The 15,626-nt window shown below is 66.0% G+C and carries 16 protein-coding genes; 11 read left to right on the top strand and 5 right to left on the bottom strand.

Going from position 1 to position 15,626, the window contains the following annotated elements:
• The first annotated feature begins 63 nt into the window (after nt 1–63).
• Together H977_RS0128900 and H977_RS0128905 are read left to right on the top strand one after the other, a co-directional pair.
• On the top strand, nt 64–687 hold the full coding sequence (locus H977_RS0128900) for a helix-turn-helix transcriptional regulator (protein WP_036477650.1): 624 nt from the start codon (nt 64–66) through the stop codon (nt 685–687).
• Nucleotides 687–1,124, top strand: a complete 438-nt coding sequence (locus H977_RS0128905) for a hypothetical protein (RefSeq protein ID WP_029111116.1) — start codon at nt 687–689, stop codon at nt 1,122–1,124. Before H977_RS0128900 ends, H977_RS0128905 begins: the two co-directional genes overlap by 1 nt.
• 43 nt (nt 1,125–1,167) lie before the next feature.
• Here H977_RS0128905 and H977_RS0128910 read toward each other — a convergent pair whose 3' ends face one another.
• The 3 genes from H977_RS0128910 to thyX are packed head-to-tail and all read right to left on the bottom strand — an operon-like array spanning nt 1,168 to nt 4,556.
• Nucleotides 1,168–2,844, bottom strand: a complete 1,677-nt coding sequence (locus H977_RS0128910) for a ribonuclease J (RefSeq protein WP_029111117.1) — start codon at nt 2,842–2,844, stop codon at nt 1,168–1,170.
• Nucleotides 2,844–3,746, bottom strand: a complete 903-nt coding sequence (gene dapA / locus H977_RS0128915; protein ID WP_029111118.1) for a 4-hydroxy-tetrahydrodipicolinate synthase — start codon at nt 3,744–3,746, stop codon at nt 2,844–2,846. The genes H977_RS0128910 and dapA overlap by 1 nt, the downstream gene beginning before the upstream one ends.
• Before the next feature lie 57 nt (nt 3,747–3,803).
• Nucleotides 3,804–4,556: an FAD-dependent thymidylate synthase gene (thyX, locus tag H977_RS0128920; protein WP_029111119.1), complete on the bottom strand. Its 753-nt coding sequence runs from the start codon at nt 4,554–4,556 to the stop codon at nt 3,804–3,806.
• Between the two features lie 102 nt (nt 4,557–4,658).
• Here thyX and H977_RS0128925 point away from each other — a divergent pair, with 102 nt between their 5' ends.
• The 7 genes from H977_RS0128925 to H977_RS0128955 all read left to right on the top strand — a co-directional run bounded on the left by H977_RS0128925 (nt 4,659) and on the right by H977_RS0128955 (nt 11,044).
• Nucleotides 4,659–5,621: a DUF3558 family protein gene (locus H977_RS0128925; RefSeq protein ID WP_196808352.1), complete on the top strand. Its 963-nt coding sequence runs from the start codon at nt 4,659–4,661 to the stop codon at nt 5,619–5,621.
• Between the two features lie 171 nt (nt 5,622–5,792).
• On the top strand, nt 5,793–6,659 hold the full coding sequence (locus H977_RS0128930; protein WP_029111121.1) for a DMT family transporter: 867 nt from the start codon (nt 5,793–5,795) through the stop codon (nt 6,657–6,659).
• 170 nt (nt 6,660–6,829) lie between these two features.
• Nucleotides 6,830–7,111, top strand: coding sequence for a hypothetical protein (locus H977_RS0128935; protein WP_029111122.1), 282 nt, complete (start codon nt 6,830–6,832; stop codon nt 7,109–7,111).
• 72 nt (nt 7,112–7,183) lie between these two features.
• Nucleotides 7,184–7,969, top strand: a complete 786-nt coding sequence (locus H977_RS0128940) for a bestrophin-like domain (protein ID WP_029111123.1) — start codon at nt 7,184–7,186, stop codon at nt 7,967–7,969.
• A 134-nt stretch (nt 7,970–8,103) separates the two neighbouring features.
• Complete coding sequence (locus H977_RS34180; RefSeq protein ID WP_036477653.1) at nt 8,104–8,715, top strand: TetR/AcrR family transcriptional regulator; 612 nt, start codon at nt 8,104–8,106, stop codon at nt 8,713–8,715.
• Nucleotides 8,712–9,788: a DUF1214 domain-containing protein gene (locus tag H977_RS0128950; RefSeq protein ID WP_029111124.1), complete on the top strand. Its 1,077-nt coding sequence runs from the start codon at nt 8,712–8,714 to the stop codon at nt 9,786–9,788. The genes H977_RS34180 and H977_RS0128950 overlap by 4 nt, the downstream gene beginning before the upstream one ends.
• Nucleotides 9,785–11,044: a sulfotransferase family protein gene (locus H977_RS0128955; protein WP_029111125.1), complete on the top strand. Its 1,260-nt coding sequence runs from the start codon at nt 9,785–9,787 to the stop codon at nt 11,042–11,044. The genes H977_RS0128950 and H977_RS0128955 overlap by 4 nt, the downstream gene beginning before the upstream one ends.
• 101 nt (nt 11,045–11,145) lie before the next feature.
• Here H977_RS0128955 and H977_RS0128960 read toward each other — a convergent pair whose 3' ends face one another.
• Nucleotides 11,146–11,934 (bottom strand): FadR/GntR family transcriptional regulator, encoded by a 789-nt coding sequence (locus tag H977_RS0128960; RefSeq protein WP_029111126.1) that lies wholly within the window; start codon nt 11,932–11,934, stop codon nt 11,146–11,148.
• 69 nt (nt 11,935–12,003) lie between these two features.
• Here H977_RS0128960 and H977_RS0128965 point away from each other — a divergent pair, with 69 nt between their 5' ends.
• The gene (locus H977_RS0128965; protein WP_029111127.1) at nt 12,004–12,933 is read left to right on the top strand and encodes a proline iminopeptidase-family hydrolase; all 930 of its coding nucleotides are present in this window, start codon (nt 12,004–12,006) and stop codon (nt 12,931–12,933) included.
• A 31-nt stretch (nt 12,934–12,964) separates the two neighbouring features.
• Nucleotides 12,965–14,371, top strand: a complete 1,407-nt coding sequence (locus tag H977_RS0128970) for an APC family permease (protein ID WP_029111128.1) — start codon at nt 12,965–12,967, stop codon at nt 14,369–14,371.
• On the opposite strand, the gene H977_RS0128975 is transcribed toward H977_RS0128970, so the two are convergent.
• The gene (locus tag H977_RS0128975) at nt 14,348–15,550 is read right to left on the bottom strand and encodes a winged helix-turn-helix domain-containing protein (protein ID WP_029111129.1); all 1,203 of its coding nucleotides are present in this window, start codon (nt 15,548–15,550) and stop codon (nt 14,348–14,350) included. The two genes, H977_RS0128970 and H977_RS0128975, sit on opposite strands and share 24 nt — an antisense overlap.
• Between the last annotated feature and the right edge of the window lie 76 nt (nt 15,551–15,626).

Below are 15,626 nucleotides of genomic sequence, written 5' to 3' on the forward strand. Positions count from 1 at the left end.
GGCCCCTTTCCGAGTTGGCGCCGCCCCTAGTTTCTACAACTTGGAGTTGTATAAACTCTAGCCATGATCGCCGCGATCGGGAAGCGCCGAGTTGACGTGCTCGGCACGTTGAAGGCCTCGGCGACGCCGATGACCATCGCGCAGATCGCCGCCGAACTCGCGGTCCACGCCAACACCGTGCGGTTTCACCTCGAACACCTCGAGGCCGGCGGTCAGGTGGAGCGTGTCCAACCTCACCACCGCGGCCCCGGGCGTCCTCCGCAGCGGTACCGGGCGGTGCGCCGGATGGACCCGACCGGGCCGGCCCAGTACCGGATGCTGGCAGAGATCCTCGCCAGTGGATTGGCCGCCGACGACGATCCCGCCGCCAGGGCACGGGAGATGGGGCGCGCCTGGGGACGCACGCTGCCGCGCCCGGCTGCCGACTCCCCTGTTGACGCCCTCGTGCAGACGCTCGATGAGATCGGCTTCGCGCCGGAGCCACCCGACGACGACCAACTCCGTTTGCGCCACTGCCCGTTTCTCGAACTCGCCCAGACCCGTGCCTCCGTCGTGTGTCCCATCCACCTGGGGTTGATGCAGGGAGCGTTGGAAAGCTGGCAGGCACCCGTCGCAGTCGAGCGGCTCGACGCGTTCGTCGAACCGGACCTGTGCGTGGCCCGCTTGGGCCCGAGGGGAGATTCATGATGAATGTCGGTCTGGCTGTCGCGATCGCCGTCGCCTTCTGCTGGCTGGGCATGGTGCTGGCGATATCGTTCATCGAAGCGCCACTGAAGTTCCGCGCGCCGGGTGTGACGTTGCAGATAGGACTCGGCATCGGGCGCAGGGTTTTTCGTGCGCTCAACACCGTGGAAACCGCGTTCGCCGTCGTCATCATCGTGGCTCTCGCCCTGCACCGCCCGTCGGGGGCAACGATCGCCGCCTTCGCGATTGCCGTCGTGGCACTGGCCGTACAACTGATCGCCGTGCGGCCCAAGCTGACTCAGCGCTCGAACGCCGTGCTGGCCACCGCTCCGGGACAGGAAGCAGAGGGGCGGTCGCAGGCGCACTACGTCTACGTCGCGTTCGAGCTCATCAAAGTCGTGGCCCTGCTGACCGGCGGGGTCCTGCTACTTGCCGGCTGACTCCAGACTCGGCACCGCCGAGTCGGCCAGTGCACCAATCCGGCTAGATCTCGATGACGGTCGGAACGATCATCGGCTGGCGCCGGTAGGTCTCGCCCACCCACTTGCCGACGGTGCGCCGGACCGCTTGGGCGATCCGGGCCGGATCCGTGATGTTATCCGCGGCAAGGCTTTCCAGCTCCCGCTCAACGTTGCGGGCCACCGGTTCCAGCGCCTTGGGATCTTCGGAGAATCCGCGGGAATACAGGTGGGCCGGCGCGGCGGGCTTTCCGGTCTCACGGTGCACCACCACCGTCACCGCCACGAATCCCGAAGTCAGGATCAGGCGTTCGCCGAGGGTGGCATCACCGACATCGCCCGTGATCAACCCGTCCACGAACATCTTGCCGACGGTCACCGCACCGGCGATCGAAGCCTTACCTGCCACCAGGTCGACACTCACGCCGTTCTCGGCAAGCACGATGTTCTCCGGCGGCACCCCGGTGCTCGCGGCCAGTGCCGCGTTGGCGCGCATGTGACGCCAGGTGCCGTGCACCGGCATCACGTTGCGCGGGCGCACCCCGTTGTAGAGGAACAGCAGCTCCCCCGCGTAGGCGTGGCCGGAAACGTGTACGCGCGCTTGAGCATTGGTGACCACACGGGCACCGATCTTGGCCAGCGCGTCGATGACACCGTAGACCGCCTCCTCATTGCCCGGGATCAGTGAGGAGGACAGGATGATCAGATCGCCAGCGGTCAGCGTGATGCTGCGATGTTCGCCGCGCGACATCCGCGACAGCGCTGCCATCGGCTCGCCCTGCGTGCCGGTGGTGATCAGCACGACCTTCTCGGCCGGCATCATCTCGGCCGCGCCGATGTCGAGGATGTCGGAATCGGCCACCCGCAGGTAGCCCAACTCGCGGGCGATGCCCATGTTGCGCACCATCGAGCGTCCGACGAACGACACCCGCCGGCCCAGCGCCACCGCGGCGTCCACGATCTGTTGTACGCGATCGACATTCGACGCGAAACAGGCGACGATCACCCGGCCCTCGGCCCCACGGATCAGCCGGTGCAGCGTCGGGCCGACCTCGGTCTCCGACGGACTGACGCCGGGGTGTTCGGAATTGGTCGAGTCACACAGGAACAGGTCGACGCCGGCGTCACCGAGCCGCGACATACCCGGCAGGTCGGTCGGGCGTCCGTCGAGCGGCTGCTGGTCGAGCTTGATGTCGCCGGTGTGCAGCACGGTGCCGGCACCGGTGTGAATCGCCACGGCCAGGCAGCCCGGGATCGAGTGGTTGACTGCGAAGTACTCGCATTCGAAGACGCCGTGCTGGCTGCTCTGCCGTTCGGCGACCTCGACGAACACCGGCTTGATGCGGTGCTCCCGGCACTTCTCCCGAATCAGTGCGATGGTGAACTTCGAGCCGACCACCGGGATGTCGGGGCGCAGCTTGAGCAGGAACGGAATCGCGCCGATGTGGTCTTCATGGGCGTGGGTGACGACGAGCGCTTCGACATCGTCGAGCCGGTGCTCGACGTGGCGCAGGTCCGGCAGGATCAGATCGACCCCGGGTTCGTCATGTCCGGGGAAGAGCACCCCGCAGTCCACGATGAGCAACCTGCCGAGGTGCTCGAAGACCGTCATGTTGCGGCCGATTTCGCTGATTCCGCCCAGCGCGGTGACTCGCAGACCGCCGGGGGCCAGTGGCTTGGGGGGCGCGAGTTCGGTGCTCACTATCGCAACACCGCAGCCGCACGCATATCGACGGCCAGCGCCTCGATCTCGTCCGCGGATGCCGGAATCTGCGGCAACCGTGGTTGACCGGCGTCGAATCCCTGCAACCTCAGGCCTTCTTTGGACATCGTCACCCCACCGAGACGTATCTGGGCGGCAGCCAGCGGGCCCAGCGAGACGTTGATCTTGCGGGCCGTGGCGATGTCGCCGGAATTGAACGCGGTCAACATGTCTCGCAACTGGCCGGCGGCCAGATGACCCCACACACTGACGAAGCCGACGGCGCCCATGGCCAACCAGGGTAGGTTCAGGGCGTCGTCGCCGGAGTAATACGCCAGACCGGTCTCGGCGATGATCTGACCGCCACCGTGCAGATCGCCCTTGGCGTCCTTGACGCCCACGATGTTCGGGTGAGCGGCCAAGGTGCGGATGGTCTCCCAGGCGATCGGAATCGACGACCGGCCCGGAATGTCATAGAGCAGGTTGGGCAGATCCGTGGCGTCGGCGACGGCGGTGAAGTGCGCGACCAGACCGGCCTGTGCGGGACGCGAGTAGTACGGCGTCACCACGAGCAGAGCGTGGGCACCCGCGGCGGCACAGGCCTTGGCCAGGTGCACGCTGTGGGCGGTGTCGTAGCTGCCCGCGCCGGCGACGATGCGGGCCCGGTCTCCCACGGCCTCCAGCACCGTGCGCAGCAGCGCGAGCTTCTCGTCGTCCGTGGTGGTCGGCGACTCACCGGTGGTGCCCGAGAGCACCAAGCCGTCACATCCGGCGTCGACCAGGCGATTCGCCAAGCGAGCGGCAGCGTCGAGGTCAAGCGAGCCGTCGGGCTTGAACGGAGTTGCCATTGCGGTCAACACCGTGCCCAACTGCGCTGTTACATCGATTCCGCTCGTACTCACGCGCCAAGATTACCCGGTGGTCTCAAGCCTCCGTCGCGGTGTTGACCGGCCACTCCGTCAAGCCTCCGTGGCCAAAGGCGACGTAGCCACCTCACTACCATCCGCCAGCGTCGAAATCTCGAAATCAGAGAACACCGCCGGAGCCGCCTCGACGAGCTCACGAAGGCAGGCGATCGCCAGCCTGCGGATCTCCACATCGGCGTGTTCGCTGGCCCGCATCGCGATGAAATGGCGCCAGGCGCGGTAGTTGCCCGTGACCACGATTCGCGTCTCGGTGGCATTGGGCAGCACCGCGCGGGCAGCCTGTCGGGCCTGCTTACGCCGCAGAACCGCATTGGGCTGGTCGGCGAACTTGGCCTCCAGACGAGCCAGCAACTCGATGTAGGTGGCGCGGCTGGCGTCGGCAGCGGCGGTGAAGATCTCCACCAGCTCCGGGTCGTCTTCGAACCCCGGCGGAACCACCACCTCGGCGTCGTTCTCGGGTACGTAGCGCTGCGACAGCTGTGAGTAGGAGAAGTGCCGGTGCCGGATCAGCTCATGGGTCGCCGATCGGGAGATGCCGCTGATGTAGAAGGACACCGAGGCGTGTTCGAGCACTGAGAAGTGTCCGACGTCGATGATGTGGCGGATGTAGCCCGCATTGGTCGCCGTCTTGGGGTTGGGCTTCGACCAGCTCTGGTAGCAGGCCCGGCCGGCGAACTCGGTGAGCGCAGGTCCCCCGTCGGCATCGGTGCTCCACGGCACATCAGGCGGTGCCTGGAACTCGGTCTTGGCGATCAGCTGCACGCGCAGCGGCGCGATCTCGGCCACGGACTCACCTTACTGTCGGCCTTCCAGGCATCCGCGCTTCAGACTCGCGGCGGACAGAATTGCCGCAATCGGCCTACTCGACGCCGACCTAGGCTTGCCCATGTGAACCGGGGGTGGGCGGCGCTGTCCGCAGTGACATTGCTGGCCGCGGGTTGCTCGACTGCGACGGGTCCAACCACAGCACCGTCGACCACCACGTCAGTGCCGGCGGCGCTGTCCCGCGAGAAAGCCATCGCGTGGGCTCGTGGCATCGACCCGTGTGCGTTGATCGGCCCCGACCGGCTGGCGTCGCTCGGCACCGTCAAAGCGGTCGGCACATCGTCGAATTCGACGTCGTGCGAGGCGCTTGTCGACGACGGCACCCCACGTGGCATCGACGTCAGTTGGTCGATCGCCTTCAGCCCGAACGATTTCCTCACCTCGTCGGTCGGCACGCTCGAAGACATCGACGGTCGCAAGGCCCGGCGAGCAGATCCTGCATCGGCCTTCGCACCCGACATGCGGAACCAGCTCGTCGAAAGCGCTTGCACTTACGACGTGGCGTTCGAGAACGAGATCGCCGTGCGGATGCGAGTGTCGATGGAGCGGGATCGCGACGCGTGCGCAACCGCCGAACCGCTGGCGCGTGCCGTGATCTCCGAGTGGCCCGATCAGCCCCGGCAGGGCAGTTCCCCGAACACGACCGTCACCGTCCTCACCGACGCTTCGCCGTGCGCGGTGGTGCCTGAGCTGCAGAAGTTCCGGAAGGTGGCTTTTGACTGGAAGGACCAGTCCCTCACTTCGTGCTTCTTCACTGTCGACGGAGTCGACATCTTGCTGACATTCGCCTACCAGGCACGCGAACTCGTCAGCACCGGGGCAGATCCGACGAAATTCGCGAACTACGACGGCTACCGCAAGGTGCACGAGGAGACGACTTTTGCCGGGGCGATCGTGGGTGACGAGTTCGACGGTGTCGACGCGGGCCGCGTCGGTCGACTTGTCCCCGTCGTGGAGATCAACGGCGACAGCACCCCAATCGTCTCCGATGTCATGGCAGCGACGCTGAAGCAACTTCCGATCTGACCTGAGCATCGCTGACGCACCGGTTTCTACCTCCGGGCTGTTGCTCGGCCGAGACGACAACCCTGCTGCAGAAATCGGCCACCATTTACCCGAACCGCAGAAGTCACGCTCCTACAATCGCCTGATGCTCAGCGCCGTCCCGTTCGCACCGATACGCCAGCGCGGTTCGCAGTGCTGATCGGTGTGGCCGCCGCACTCCTCGCGTGCCTCGGTTACGGCACAGCCTCGGTTCTGCAGTCGTTTGCCGCGGGACATTCCGGAGCTCCTCCGCAGACCGCCGAGAACGGCCCCACGCTGCGGTCGACTATCACTGCGATGCTGGCTCCGATCTTCATCGCGGGCATGGCGCTCGACCTTCTCGGTTTCGGGGGCAGCCTGGTATCGGCGCGGCTGATTCCGCTGTTCCTGTCACAGACCATCATCAGCGCCAATCTGGTGGTGACCGCGGTGTTGAGCATCTTCGTGCTCCACGCCCGGCTGCATCGGCGTGACTGGACAGCGATCGCCATAGTACTTGTGGCGCTGTGCATCCTGGGCGCTACCGCCGGCCGCCTCGGCGACCGGGACCCGGGTGCGGTGATGCATTGGGGCGTCCTCGTGGTGTCCGCGATCATCCTGGGCCTGGGTGCCGCGCTGGTCCGGCTGCTCGGCAGGAATGCCGCCGTGCCGGCCGGCCTCATCGCCGGGGTGCTCTACGGGGCTATGGCCGTCGCTGTTCGCGTCGTCGACGGTCTCGAGCCCCTCGACGTGGGTGTGCTGATCGCGGACCCGGCGTTGTGGGCCATTCTGGTCGCTGGTCTGGGCGGGTTCTATCTGTTCACCGTGGCCTTGCAGGTCGGGTCGGTGAACGGGGTCGCGGCGGCGTTGGTGGTCGGCGAAACCGTCATCCCAGGGATCGTGGGTGTGGTTCTGCTGGGTGACGTTTCACGCCCCGGCTACGGCTGGCTGGTGGTCATCGCCTTCATCGCGGCGGTGGGCGGTGCGGTCGCGATCGCCGTGTCCAGCGCGGCCGAGTACGAGCGCGCTCAGATTTCCTGACGAGCCCGGGACTGCACGGCCCCGAGCGACACGACCATCTCGTCGCGCGTCACGTCCCCTGATCGGCCGATCCGGAGTTGGTACTCCCAGCAGGCCGATCGGTGGACAGACACCGAAGTCGGGTCGACCGAAGATTGCAGTCACACAGTCCGATCATGAAAGGAGCGGCCGTGCAATACGAAATGTTGGATCTGGTCCGCGAACGCGCCAACGAGAAAGACTGGGACTTGATCTTCGACAGCGGCCCACAGGCGGAGTACCGCACGATGGTGTGGGAGCATCCGGTGCTCAGCTCAACAGGTGTGGCGACCGAGTTGGAGATCGGCTTCAGCCCCGACGGCCGCATCGTCTTTTCCGAGCGGCGCAGAGGCGGTATCGCCCACAAACGCGTCAAGCCCACCACAGCATTCGCATCGACCGATATCTATCTCGCGGCGCTCGCGATGATCTGATCGCCAAACCACACGGCGAAATCCGAGCGATCCGCCTCAGTGGCGAGAAGTTTGCTGCCATCCTGATCAGCTATGGGCGACTTCGGGACGGTCGGTGCGTGGGTCATGCTCGTCGTGGTGGTGGTCGGCGCAGTGTTGTTGGCCGTCGGGACCGTGCTGTTGGCCAGCCGCGTCATCGCGCGTGACACGCGTCCAGAACACAATTCGGTATTGTCACCGTTTCTCACTGTCGTCGGCCTCGTCTACGGTGCGCTCCTCGGGTTCACCGTCGTCGTCGGATGGCAGCAATACCTCTCGGCCGAGACCAACGTGTCCAACGAGGCCTCGACCTTGGTAACTCTGTACCGCCAGACCGTGGCGATGCCCCAGCCGCAGCAGACGCAGGTGCGCGAACAACTTCGCAGGTACGCGGCCGCAGTGCAGGGCCCCGAATGGGGCCGGGAAGAGTTCGGCACCATCAGTAACAATGGCCGCAGCGCACTCACCGAGATGTATCGCATCGTCGGCACGTCGAAATCGGACGGTACCGCGAGCGCCATCAACAGTCAGTTCCTCAGCCAGTTGGCTGTGCTGACCTCGGACCGCAGCGCGCGGATCCTCAACTCGAGCCCCCGGATACCCACGCTGTTGTGGTTCAGCCTGGTCTTCGGCAGCGTGGTACTGATCAGCCTCGCGAGCTTCATGCGGCTCGAGAACAACCGCGCTCACATGGTCTTGGTGAGCTCGGTGACCGTCCTGCTTGCCTTGTTGCTGTACCTGGTTTTCATGCTGGACCATCCGTACGGCCCGATCGGCGTTACCCCACAACGCTTTTCACACGCTGTGATGGTGTTCGACCTGATCGACCGAGGCACCTGACCGCACAACTTCCCCTGCCACGTCGTTTTCGACCCCACGGCCGTCGATCGACGACGACCACGACCCAGGTGTCGAAGCGGCGAGCACCAAACTCGCCTATTGCCTAATTACGTGACGTATCGTAACGTAATCGTGTGTCCCCGATCACAGGCCCCGGACGGCCCCGTGACCCCCGAACCCAGCACGACATCATGAGCGCCACCCGGCACCTGCTTGCCCGAGACGGCTATGACCAACTGTCCATCGAGGCCATCGCCCGCGAGGCCGGCGTCAGCCGGCCCACCATCTACCGGCGGTGGCCCTCGAAGGCGCACCTGGTGTTCGACGCCGCATTCGGCCAGCCGCCCGGGGGCGAACTACTGTCGCTCACAGGCGATTTCGACCACGACTTACGCGCCTTCGCCCGTGCGGTGCTCACCTTCTGGCTTGATCCCGTGGTCGAGGCCGCCGCGCTGGGCATCCTCACCGAACGCCGTCGCGATCCGGAGCTGCACATCAGGACCCAACAACTGCTCGATGAGCGGACCAAGGACGCGTTCAAGTCGCTGGTCCAGTCCGGCATCGAGCAGCGCAGGGTCCATCCCGAAGTCGACGTCGACATGGCCTACCAGTCGTTGATCGGCACCGCGTTCTACACCGCCCATATGGAACCGGGTGTCGACGTCGATGACACCGCAGATCGACTGTGCTCCTTGCTGATCGAAGGAGCCGGACGTACCCACCCCCAAAGGAAGGACCACCCATGACCGACACGACCGAGTTGTCCGCGGCATTCAACGGGCTGCTCGACGAGGTGCGCGGCATCGAGCAGAAGCTGCTCGATGCCGACCCCGCGCTCAGCGAACCCGACCTGCTCGACGGCTACCGGCTGGCGTTCAGTCTGCTGCGCGTCACCGTCGACGCGTACGTGTGGGGCGACCGGGACAAGCCGATCCTGGTCGACGTCATCAGCCCCTACCTCAAATGGGGCGGTGACAACGCGGACGCCTTCTACAAGCTGGCACCGCTGGACCCCTCCCGCACCTACCGGGTCATCGGCAACCGCGGCGATGCGGTGTACCTGTCGATGACGGTCTACGGCGGACCGGGTGAAGGCCGCTACAGCGATCGCATTGTCGGCACGATCAACAACCGCGACCTGGATTTCGACGAGGACGGGAACTTCGAGTTCGTGATGAGCCCCGACCCTCAGACCGGCGCATGGCTGAAGCTCGACCCTGACGCCGAATTCTCCTTGACCCGTGATTATCTGAACGATCCCACCACGGGGCGCCGGCCGGAGTGGCGGATCGAGACGCTCGACCCGCCGGCCCGACGCTCTGACAGTGCCGCCGAGCTGGCCCGACGCTTCGAGTACGCCAGAAGATGGCTGCACGAACAGGTTTCGTTCCTGCCGACCAAGGTGGAACCGGCCAATCAGCTGCACCCGCCGTTCCCGGTCCCGCAGAACGCCTACGGCTGGTCGGCTGCCGACGCCGCCTATGCGATGGGCGCTTACGATCTCGCACCGGATCAGGCCCTGGTCATCGAAGGCACCTCACCGGACTGCGTGTTCTGGAACCTGTGCCTGTGGAACCCGTTCCTCCATACCTACGACTACACCCACGAACGCGTGACGATCAACGGCGCCCACGTCAGCTACGAACCGGACGGGTCGTGGCGCATCGTCATCAGCGACAAGGATCCCGGCCACCCGAACTGGGTCTCGACGGCCGGCCGGTCCAAGGGCCTCATCTGGCTGCGCTGGTTCCTGCCCGACGAGACACCGGAACATCCGAAGTGCCGGGTGGTCGACGTGGCCGAGGTAGCGGCCCTGTGACCACAAGCACCCAACGTCCGGCACCGATCAGGTTCGACGATCTCACCAACCCGGTGTATCCGCCGGCGGCCCAACCGATTCGCGATGGACTCGCCGCGTACGGCACCACCCTGGACCTCAACCCTGAGGCGCTGCTGACGGCCGCAGTCGAACGCACCGGGCTGGACGATTTCGGCGACCCCGCCTTCCGGGAACGTCTCGACGTACTCTGTACCGCGCTCCGGGACGAGGCGGGTCTGTCCGATACCGGACTGGCGATCGCGTTCGAGCAACTGGTGGGCAACCTGGTCAACCGGCTGCGATTGGAGGCGCTGATCGCCGAGCATCCCGAGATCGAGGACGTCACGATCGAGCGGCCGATCGTCATCTGTGGTCTCCCCCGTACCGGCACCACGCATCTGCACAATCTGCTCGCCGCGGACCCGGCACTGCGCTACCTGCCCTACTGGGAGAGCCTCGAGCCGGTGCCCGCCCCGGGTGAGGACACGCCAGAACCGCGGCGGGAGCGGTGCGGAGCCGGGCTGGAAATGGTGAATACCTCGATGCCGGAGTTCCGGCGCATGCATGACATGACCGTTGAGCATGCCCACGAGGAGATCCAGCTCCTGGCCAACGACATTTCCGGCATGCTCTTCGAAACCACTTACTACGTACCGAGTTTCGCCGCTCACTACAAGGCGCACGATCAGTCAGCGTCCTACGGCTATCTCAAACGCAGCCTGCAGGCGATGCAGTGGTTGCGCGGCGGCACCCGGTGGGTACTGAAATCGCCCCAGCATCTGGAACAGTTCCCGACCCTCGCCGCCACCTTCCCGGATGCGATATTCGTTGTCACACATCGTGATCCGGTAGACGTGACGTTGTCGATGATGACCATGATCTGCTACGCCATGCGGATGGCGGTGACGCGGCCCGATGTGGTCAAGGTGACCGGGCACTGGCTGAACCGCATCGACGATCTGCTCGCCGGTTGCGTCCGCGATCGCGGTGCGCTGCCCGCCGGGCAGTCCATCGACATCCGGTTCGAGGACTTCATGGCCGACGAGCGAGGCACCCTGGCCGACCTCTACCGACTCGCCGATCAGCCGTTCGGCGAGGACGTACGCGCGGCGATGACCAGCTTCCTCACGGAACACCCGCGAGGACGCTACGGAGGCGTCATCTATGACGCGGCGAACCTTCAGCTCGATCCCGCCGCCCTGGCGGAACGATTCCGCGAGTACCGGGAGCGGTTTCTGGCGCCAGCGGAGGAATGAATCGAGCTGCACCACAGCTGATCTCAGCTCAACAATGGTCTCCAGCGCCTCGGTGTGCCCACCGGGGCGTTGGAGCGTACAGGCTACGATCCGGCCGGCCGTCAGTCGGCGAGTGCACCGACGCGGCGCATCGCGGCCGAGATGTGTTCGAAGTCGATCGCCAGGTGGGCCCGCGCCAGCGCTTCGGCGTCGTCTCCGCGCCGCTGGGCGATCGCGTCGATCAACTGTTCATGCTCGCGCAGTGCCCGCAGTTCCATCTGTCGCATCGTCGCCGGCTCACCCCACAGATGCGCCGGCGCGGCGATGCTCACCGAGGCTTCCAGCTCGAGCAGCAGGCCTTTGAGCACGGTGTTGCGGGAGGCGTCCATGATCGCCAGGTGCAGCGCGCTGTCGGCCTGCTGAGCCGCCAGTCCGCTCTCGGCCTGTCGGTATGCCTCAAGCCGTTCGCGCAGCACCGCGACGTCGTGATCAGTGCGGGCTTCGGCCGCCGCCCGGCATACCGCGCCGTGGATCCGGCAGATGGCATCGCAGCGGTCCCGCAGTTCGTCGATTCGCATGGTCAGGGTGCGCCCGACGGCCGCGGTCGACGATTCCGGCCATTGCTGCAGCACGTAGGTTCCACCGCTGCGGCCGCTGCGTCTGGTTTCCACCAGGCCCAGGTCGACCAACCTGGCCAGGGCCGCGCGCACGGTCATCCGCCCGACCCGCAGCGACGCTGCGAGTTCACGCTCGGAGGGCAGACGGGACCCGGGCAGGTATTCGCCGATCGCGACTGCGGTGACGAGACGATCGGTGATTTCGTCCACCCGTGACGAGGGCTCGAGTTCACGCTCCAGCAGCCCAGGCGTGGCGCCCGCGGGCTCTGTCGGCTGCGGCTCGGGATTCCCCATGGGCACACAATATCGACGTCTCACATTAAATCCTGATTAATGGTCTTGTCACAAGACCATTATTGGTTCATGCTGACCGCCATGCCTCGTACCACCCGCACGGTGCCCTTCCGCGGTCACGAGACCTGGGTCCAGGTCACCACCCCCGAAACCGCCAGGCCCGACACCCTTCCCCTCTTCGTCCTGCATGGCGGGCCCGGCATGGCCCACAACTACGTCGCCAATATCGCCGCCCTCGCCGACGAGACCGGCCGCACCGTCATCCACTACGACCAACTGGGCTGCGGCAACAGCACACACCTGCCCGACGCCCCCGCCGACTTCTGGACGCCACAGCTGTTCGTCGACGAGTTCCACACCGTCCGAGAGGCCCTCGGGGTCGACCGCTATCACGTGCTCGGCCAATCGTGGGGCGGCATGCTCGGCGCCGAGATCGCCGTCCGTGCACCGGCAGGACTGGCCTCCCTGTCGATCTGCAACTCCCCCGCCTCGATGCAACTGTGGGTCGAAGGCGCCGCTGAACTGCGCGCTCAACTTCCGTCGGAAGCCCGGGCCGCACTGGACCGCCATGAGGCCGATGGCACCGTCACCGATCCCGCCTACCTGGCCGCCACCGAGGAGTTCTACCGTCGCCATGTCTGCCGGGTCGAGCCGATGCCGAAGGACTTCGCCGACACCGTGGCCCAGATGGAGGCCGAGCCGACGGTGTACCACACCATGAACGGCCCCAACGAGTTTCACGTGATCGGAACTCTGCGCGGCTGGAGCATCATCGACCGGCTGCCGTCGGTCAACGCCCCGACGCTCGTCATCGCCGGAGAGTTCGACGAGGCGACCCCGGCAACCTGGCAGCCCTATGTCGACCTCATTCCCGACGCCCGCAGTCACGTGTTTCCCGACACCAGCCACTGCACTCACCTGGAGAAGCCCGAGGAGTTCCGCTCGGTGATCGCCGAGTTCCTCAATCAGCACGATCTGGCCGCTGCCGCCCGGGTCTGACCCCTCTCCCTCTCGACTCGACAGGAACGCCATGGCAACCGAAGCGGCCGCCGCCCATCTCACCACCGGTGAAGGGCAACGCGATCTCGAATCATTCGGCTACAAACAGGAACTCAGCCGGTCGGTCTCGACGGCCGACCTCATCGTCTACGGCCTGGTCTTCATGGTGCCGATCGCACCCTGGACCATCTTCGGCACGGTCTACAACAGCGCATCGGGCATGGTGCCGCTGGTCTATCTGATCGGCCTGATCGCCATGGTGTTCACCGCCCTGGCCTACTCGCAGATGGCCAAGTCGTTCCCGCTCGCCGGATCGGTTTACGCCTACGTGGGCCGCGGCATCCACCCCGGTTTGGGGTTCTTCGCCGGCTGGGCCATCCTGCTCGATTACCTGCTGATCCCCACCCTGCTGTACGTCTTCGCCGCCGAATCCATGGTCGGGCTCTTTCCCGGTACTCCGCGCTGGGTGTGGGCGATCGTCTTCGTGGTGGTGAACACGATCATCAACCTGCTCGGCGTGGGTTCGCTCAAGCTCGTCAACCGCGTATTCCTCGCCGTCGAGCTGGTTTTCGTCGTGCTGTTCGTCATCATCGCGGTGCGCGCCATCAACGGGCAGTCACTGCCCGACGTCGGGTGGAGTGCGCTGCCGATCTGGAACTCCGAGGTGGTGACCGCGCCACTCATTGCGGCCGCTCTGTCGATCGCCGTGCTGAGCTTCCTCGGCTTCGACGGTATCTCCACGCTTGCCGAGGAATCGACCGGCAAGAAGAATCCGGCCGGCCGCGCGATGATCGTCGCCCTGTTCGTGGTCGCCTTCCTGTTCATCACCCAGACCTGGCTGGCCAGTCTGCTGGCCGGAGGCCGCGAATCGTTCAGCGACGACGAGGTGGGTAACGCGTTCTTCCTACTGGTGCAGGCCGCGTCGAGCACCGGGTGGATGAACGCGTTCTTCGTCGTCAACGTGCTCGCGGTCGGCTTCGCCAACGCCATGGCCGCCCAAGCCGCCACCAGCCGCCTGCTGTTCTCGATGAGCCGCGACCGCCAGCTGCCCGCGTTTCTGTCCACGATCAGCTCCCGCAAGGTGCCGATCGCGGCCATCCTGGTGGTCAGCGCCCTGAGCCTGGTGCTGGTGCTGTTCTTCGTCGGTCAGATCGGCCTGATCTCATCGTTGGTGAATTTCGGCGCGCTGTTCGGCTTCTGCCTGTTGCATGCCTCGGTGATCTGGTACTACACGGTGCGCAAGAAGTCGAAGAACTATCTGCTGCATCTCGTGGTGCCGATCGTGGGCTTCCTGATCATCGGCTATGTGTTGATCAACGCCGACGCGCTGGCCAAGATCGGTGGCCTCGTGTGGCTGATCATCGGCGGAATCATCTTCGCCACCAACATGATCCGTGGGCGTGGGGTTCCCGAGCTAGCTGAGGACACGGCGACGTAACGGCTCGGCGAGGTCGCCACGGCCCCCCACCTCGACCTCGCCCACCCCCAGCCACGACGCCATCGTCCTCAGCTCGACGGCCAGGGCCTCCGCCACCCGCGCGGGGCCCTGGCCGTCCTCCATGAACGCACCGGGAACCTGTAGCGCGGCATCGGTGCGTTTGAGGTCGACGCGTGCGACCAGCTCCCCGTCCAGCATGAACGGCCATACGTAGTAACCGAATTGGCGTTTTGCCGCTGGTGTGTAGATCTCGATCCGGTAGTGGAAGTCGAACAACCGCTCGACCCGGGGCCGGAAGAAGATCAACGGATCGAACGGGCACAGCAGCGCCGTCCCGCGGTCATTACGCGGCACGGTCTGCCCCGCCCGCAGGTAGGCCGGAACGCCTTCTATGTCGACGGGCTCCAGCTCACCGTCGGCCACCAGCTTCGCGATCGCCGGCTTGATCTGCCTGGCCGCCAACCGGAAATAGTCGCGGATATCGGCCTCGGTGCCCACCCCCAGCGCGGTGGCCGCCCGCAATGCCAGCTCGCGGATCGCCTCCTCGTCACCGACCTGCCGGGCCAGAACCTCCGGTGGTAGCACCCGTTCGGTGAGGTCGTAATGCCGGGCGAACCCGACCCGGGTCGCCGTCGTCAAAACCCCTGCGGACCACAGCGCCTCGGCCACCCATTTCGTCTCGCTGCGGTCCCACCACGGCCCCTTGCGGCCGCGCGGCTCGGCTTCCAGGTGCGCCTCGATCTGGCCGGCGGTCGACGGGCCGAGCTCGGCAACGGCCGCGACGATGTCCTCGGCGAGCTTGGGGTTCTTCCGGACGATCTCGGTACCCCACCGGCCGTGCGTGTACTCACGCATCCGCCACCGCAGCAGCGGCCAGTCCTCGACCGCCATCAGCGCGGCCTCGTGCGCCCAGTACTCCACCAACAGCCGGGGTGAGCGCGCGCTGTGCGACCATGCGGCCCGGTCCAGCGTCTCCCGGTCATACGGCCCCAGCCGACTGAACACCGGAGCGTAGTGCGCGCGCACGGCCACCGACACCGAATCCAACTGCAGCACCTGGATCCGGGAGATGAGCCTGCGCAGATGCGCACGGGTCACCGCGCCGCGGGGCTTGGGTTCGTGAAACCCCTGAGCGGCGACGGCAATGCGGCGGGCCTGTGCGCTGGTGAGGGTGGCCACGATGGCCATCGTCCCCTACGGCACCGACAAGGAGCGAAGCGGATTGGAGCAAGAGGCGCGTCGGCGATACTGGTCC

It is taken from the genome of Mycobacterium sp. URHD0025, from assembly GCF_000426065.1.
Classification (GTDB): Bacteria; Actinomycetota; Actinomycetes; order Mycobacteriales; family Mycobacteriaceae; genus Mycobacterium.

Bases quoted from the DNA above. Each gene is read 5' to 3' on its own strand.
- H977_RS0128900 (WP_036477650.1), top strand. From the start codon at position 64: ATGATCGCCGCGATCGGGAAGCGCCGAGTTGACGTGCTCGGCACGTTG.
- H977_RS0128905 (WP_029111116.1), top strand. From the start codon at position 687: ATGAATGTCGGTCTGGCTGTCGCGATCGCCGTCGCCTTCTGCTGGCTG.
- H977_RS0128940 (WP_029111123.1), top strand. From the start codon at position 7,184: ATGGGCGACTTCGGGACGGTCGGTGCGTGGGTCATGCTCGTCGTGGTG.
- H977_RS0128950 (WP_029111124.1), top strand. From the start codon at position 8,712: ATGACCGACACGACCGAGTTGTCCGCGGCATTCAACGGGCTGCTCGAC.
- H977_RS0128960 (WP_029111126.1), bottom strand. From the start codon at position 11,934: ATGGGGAATCCCGAGCCGCAGCCGACAGAGCCCGCGGGCGCCACGCCT.
- H977_RS0128965 (WP_029111127.1), top strand. From the start codon at position 12,004: ATGCTGACCGCCATGCCTCGTACCACCCGCACGGTGCCCTTCCGCGGT.
- H977_RS0128970 (WP_029111128.1), top strand. From the start codon at position 12,965: ATGGCAACCGAAGCGGCCGCCGCCCATCTCACCACCGGTGAAGGGCAA.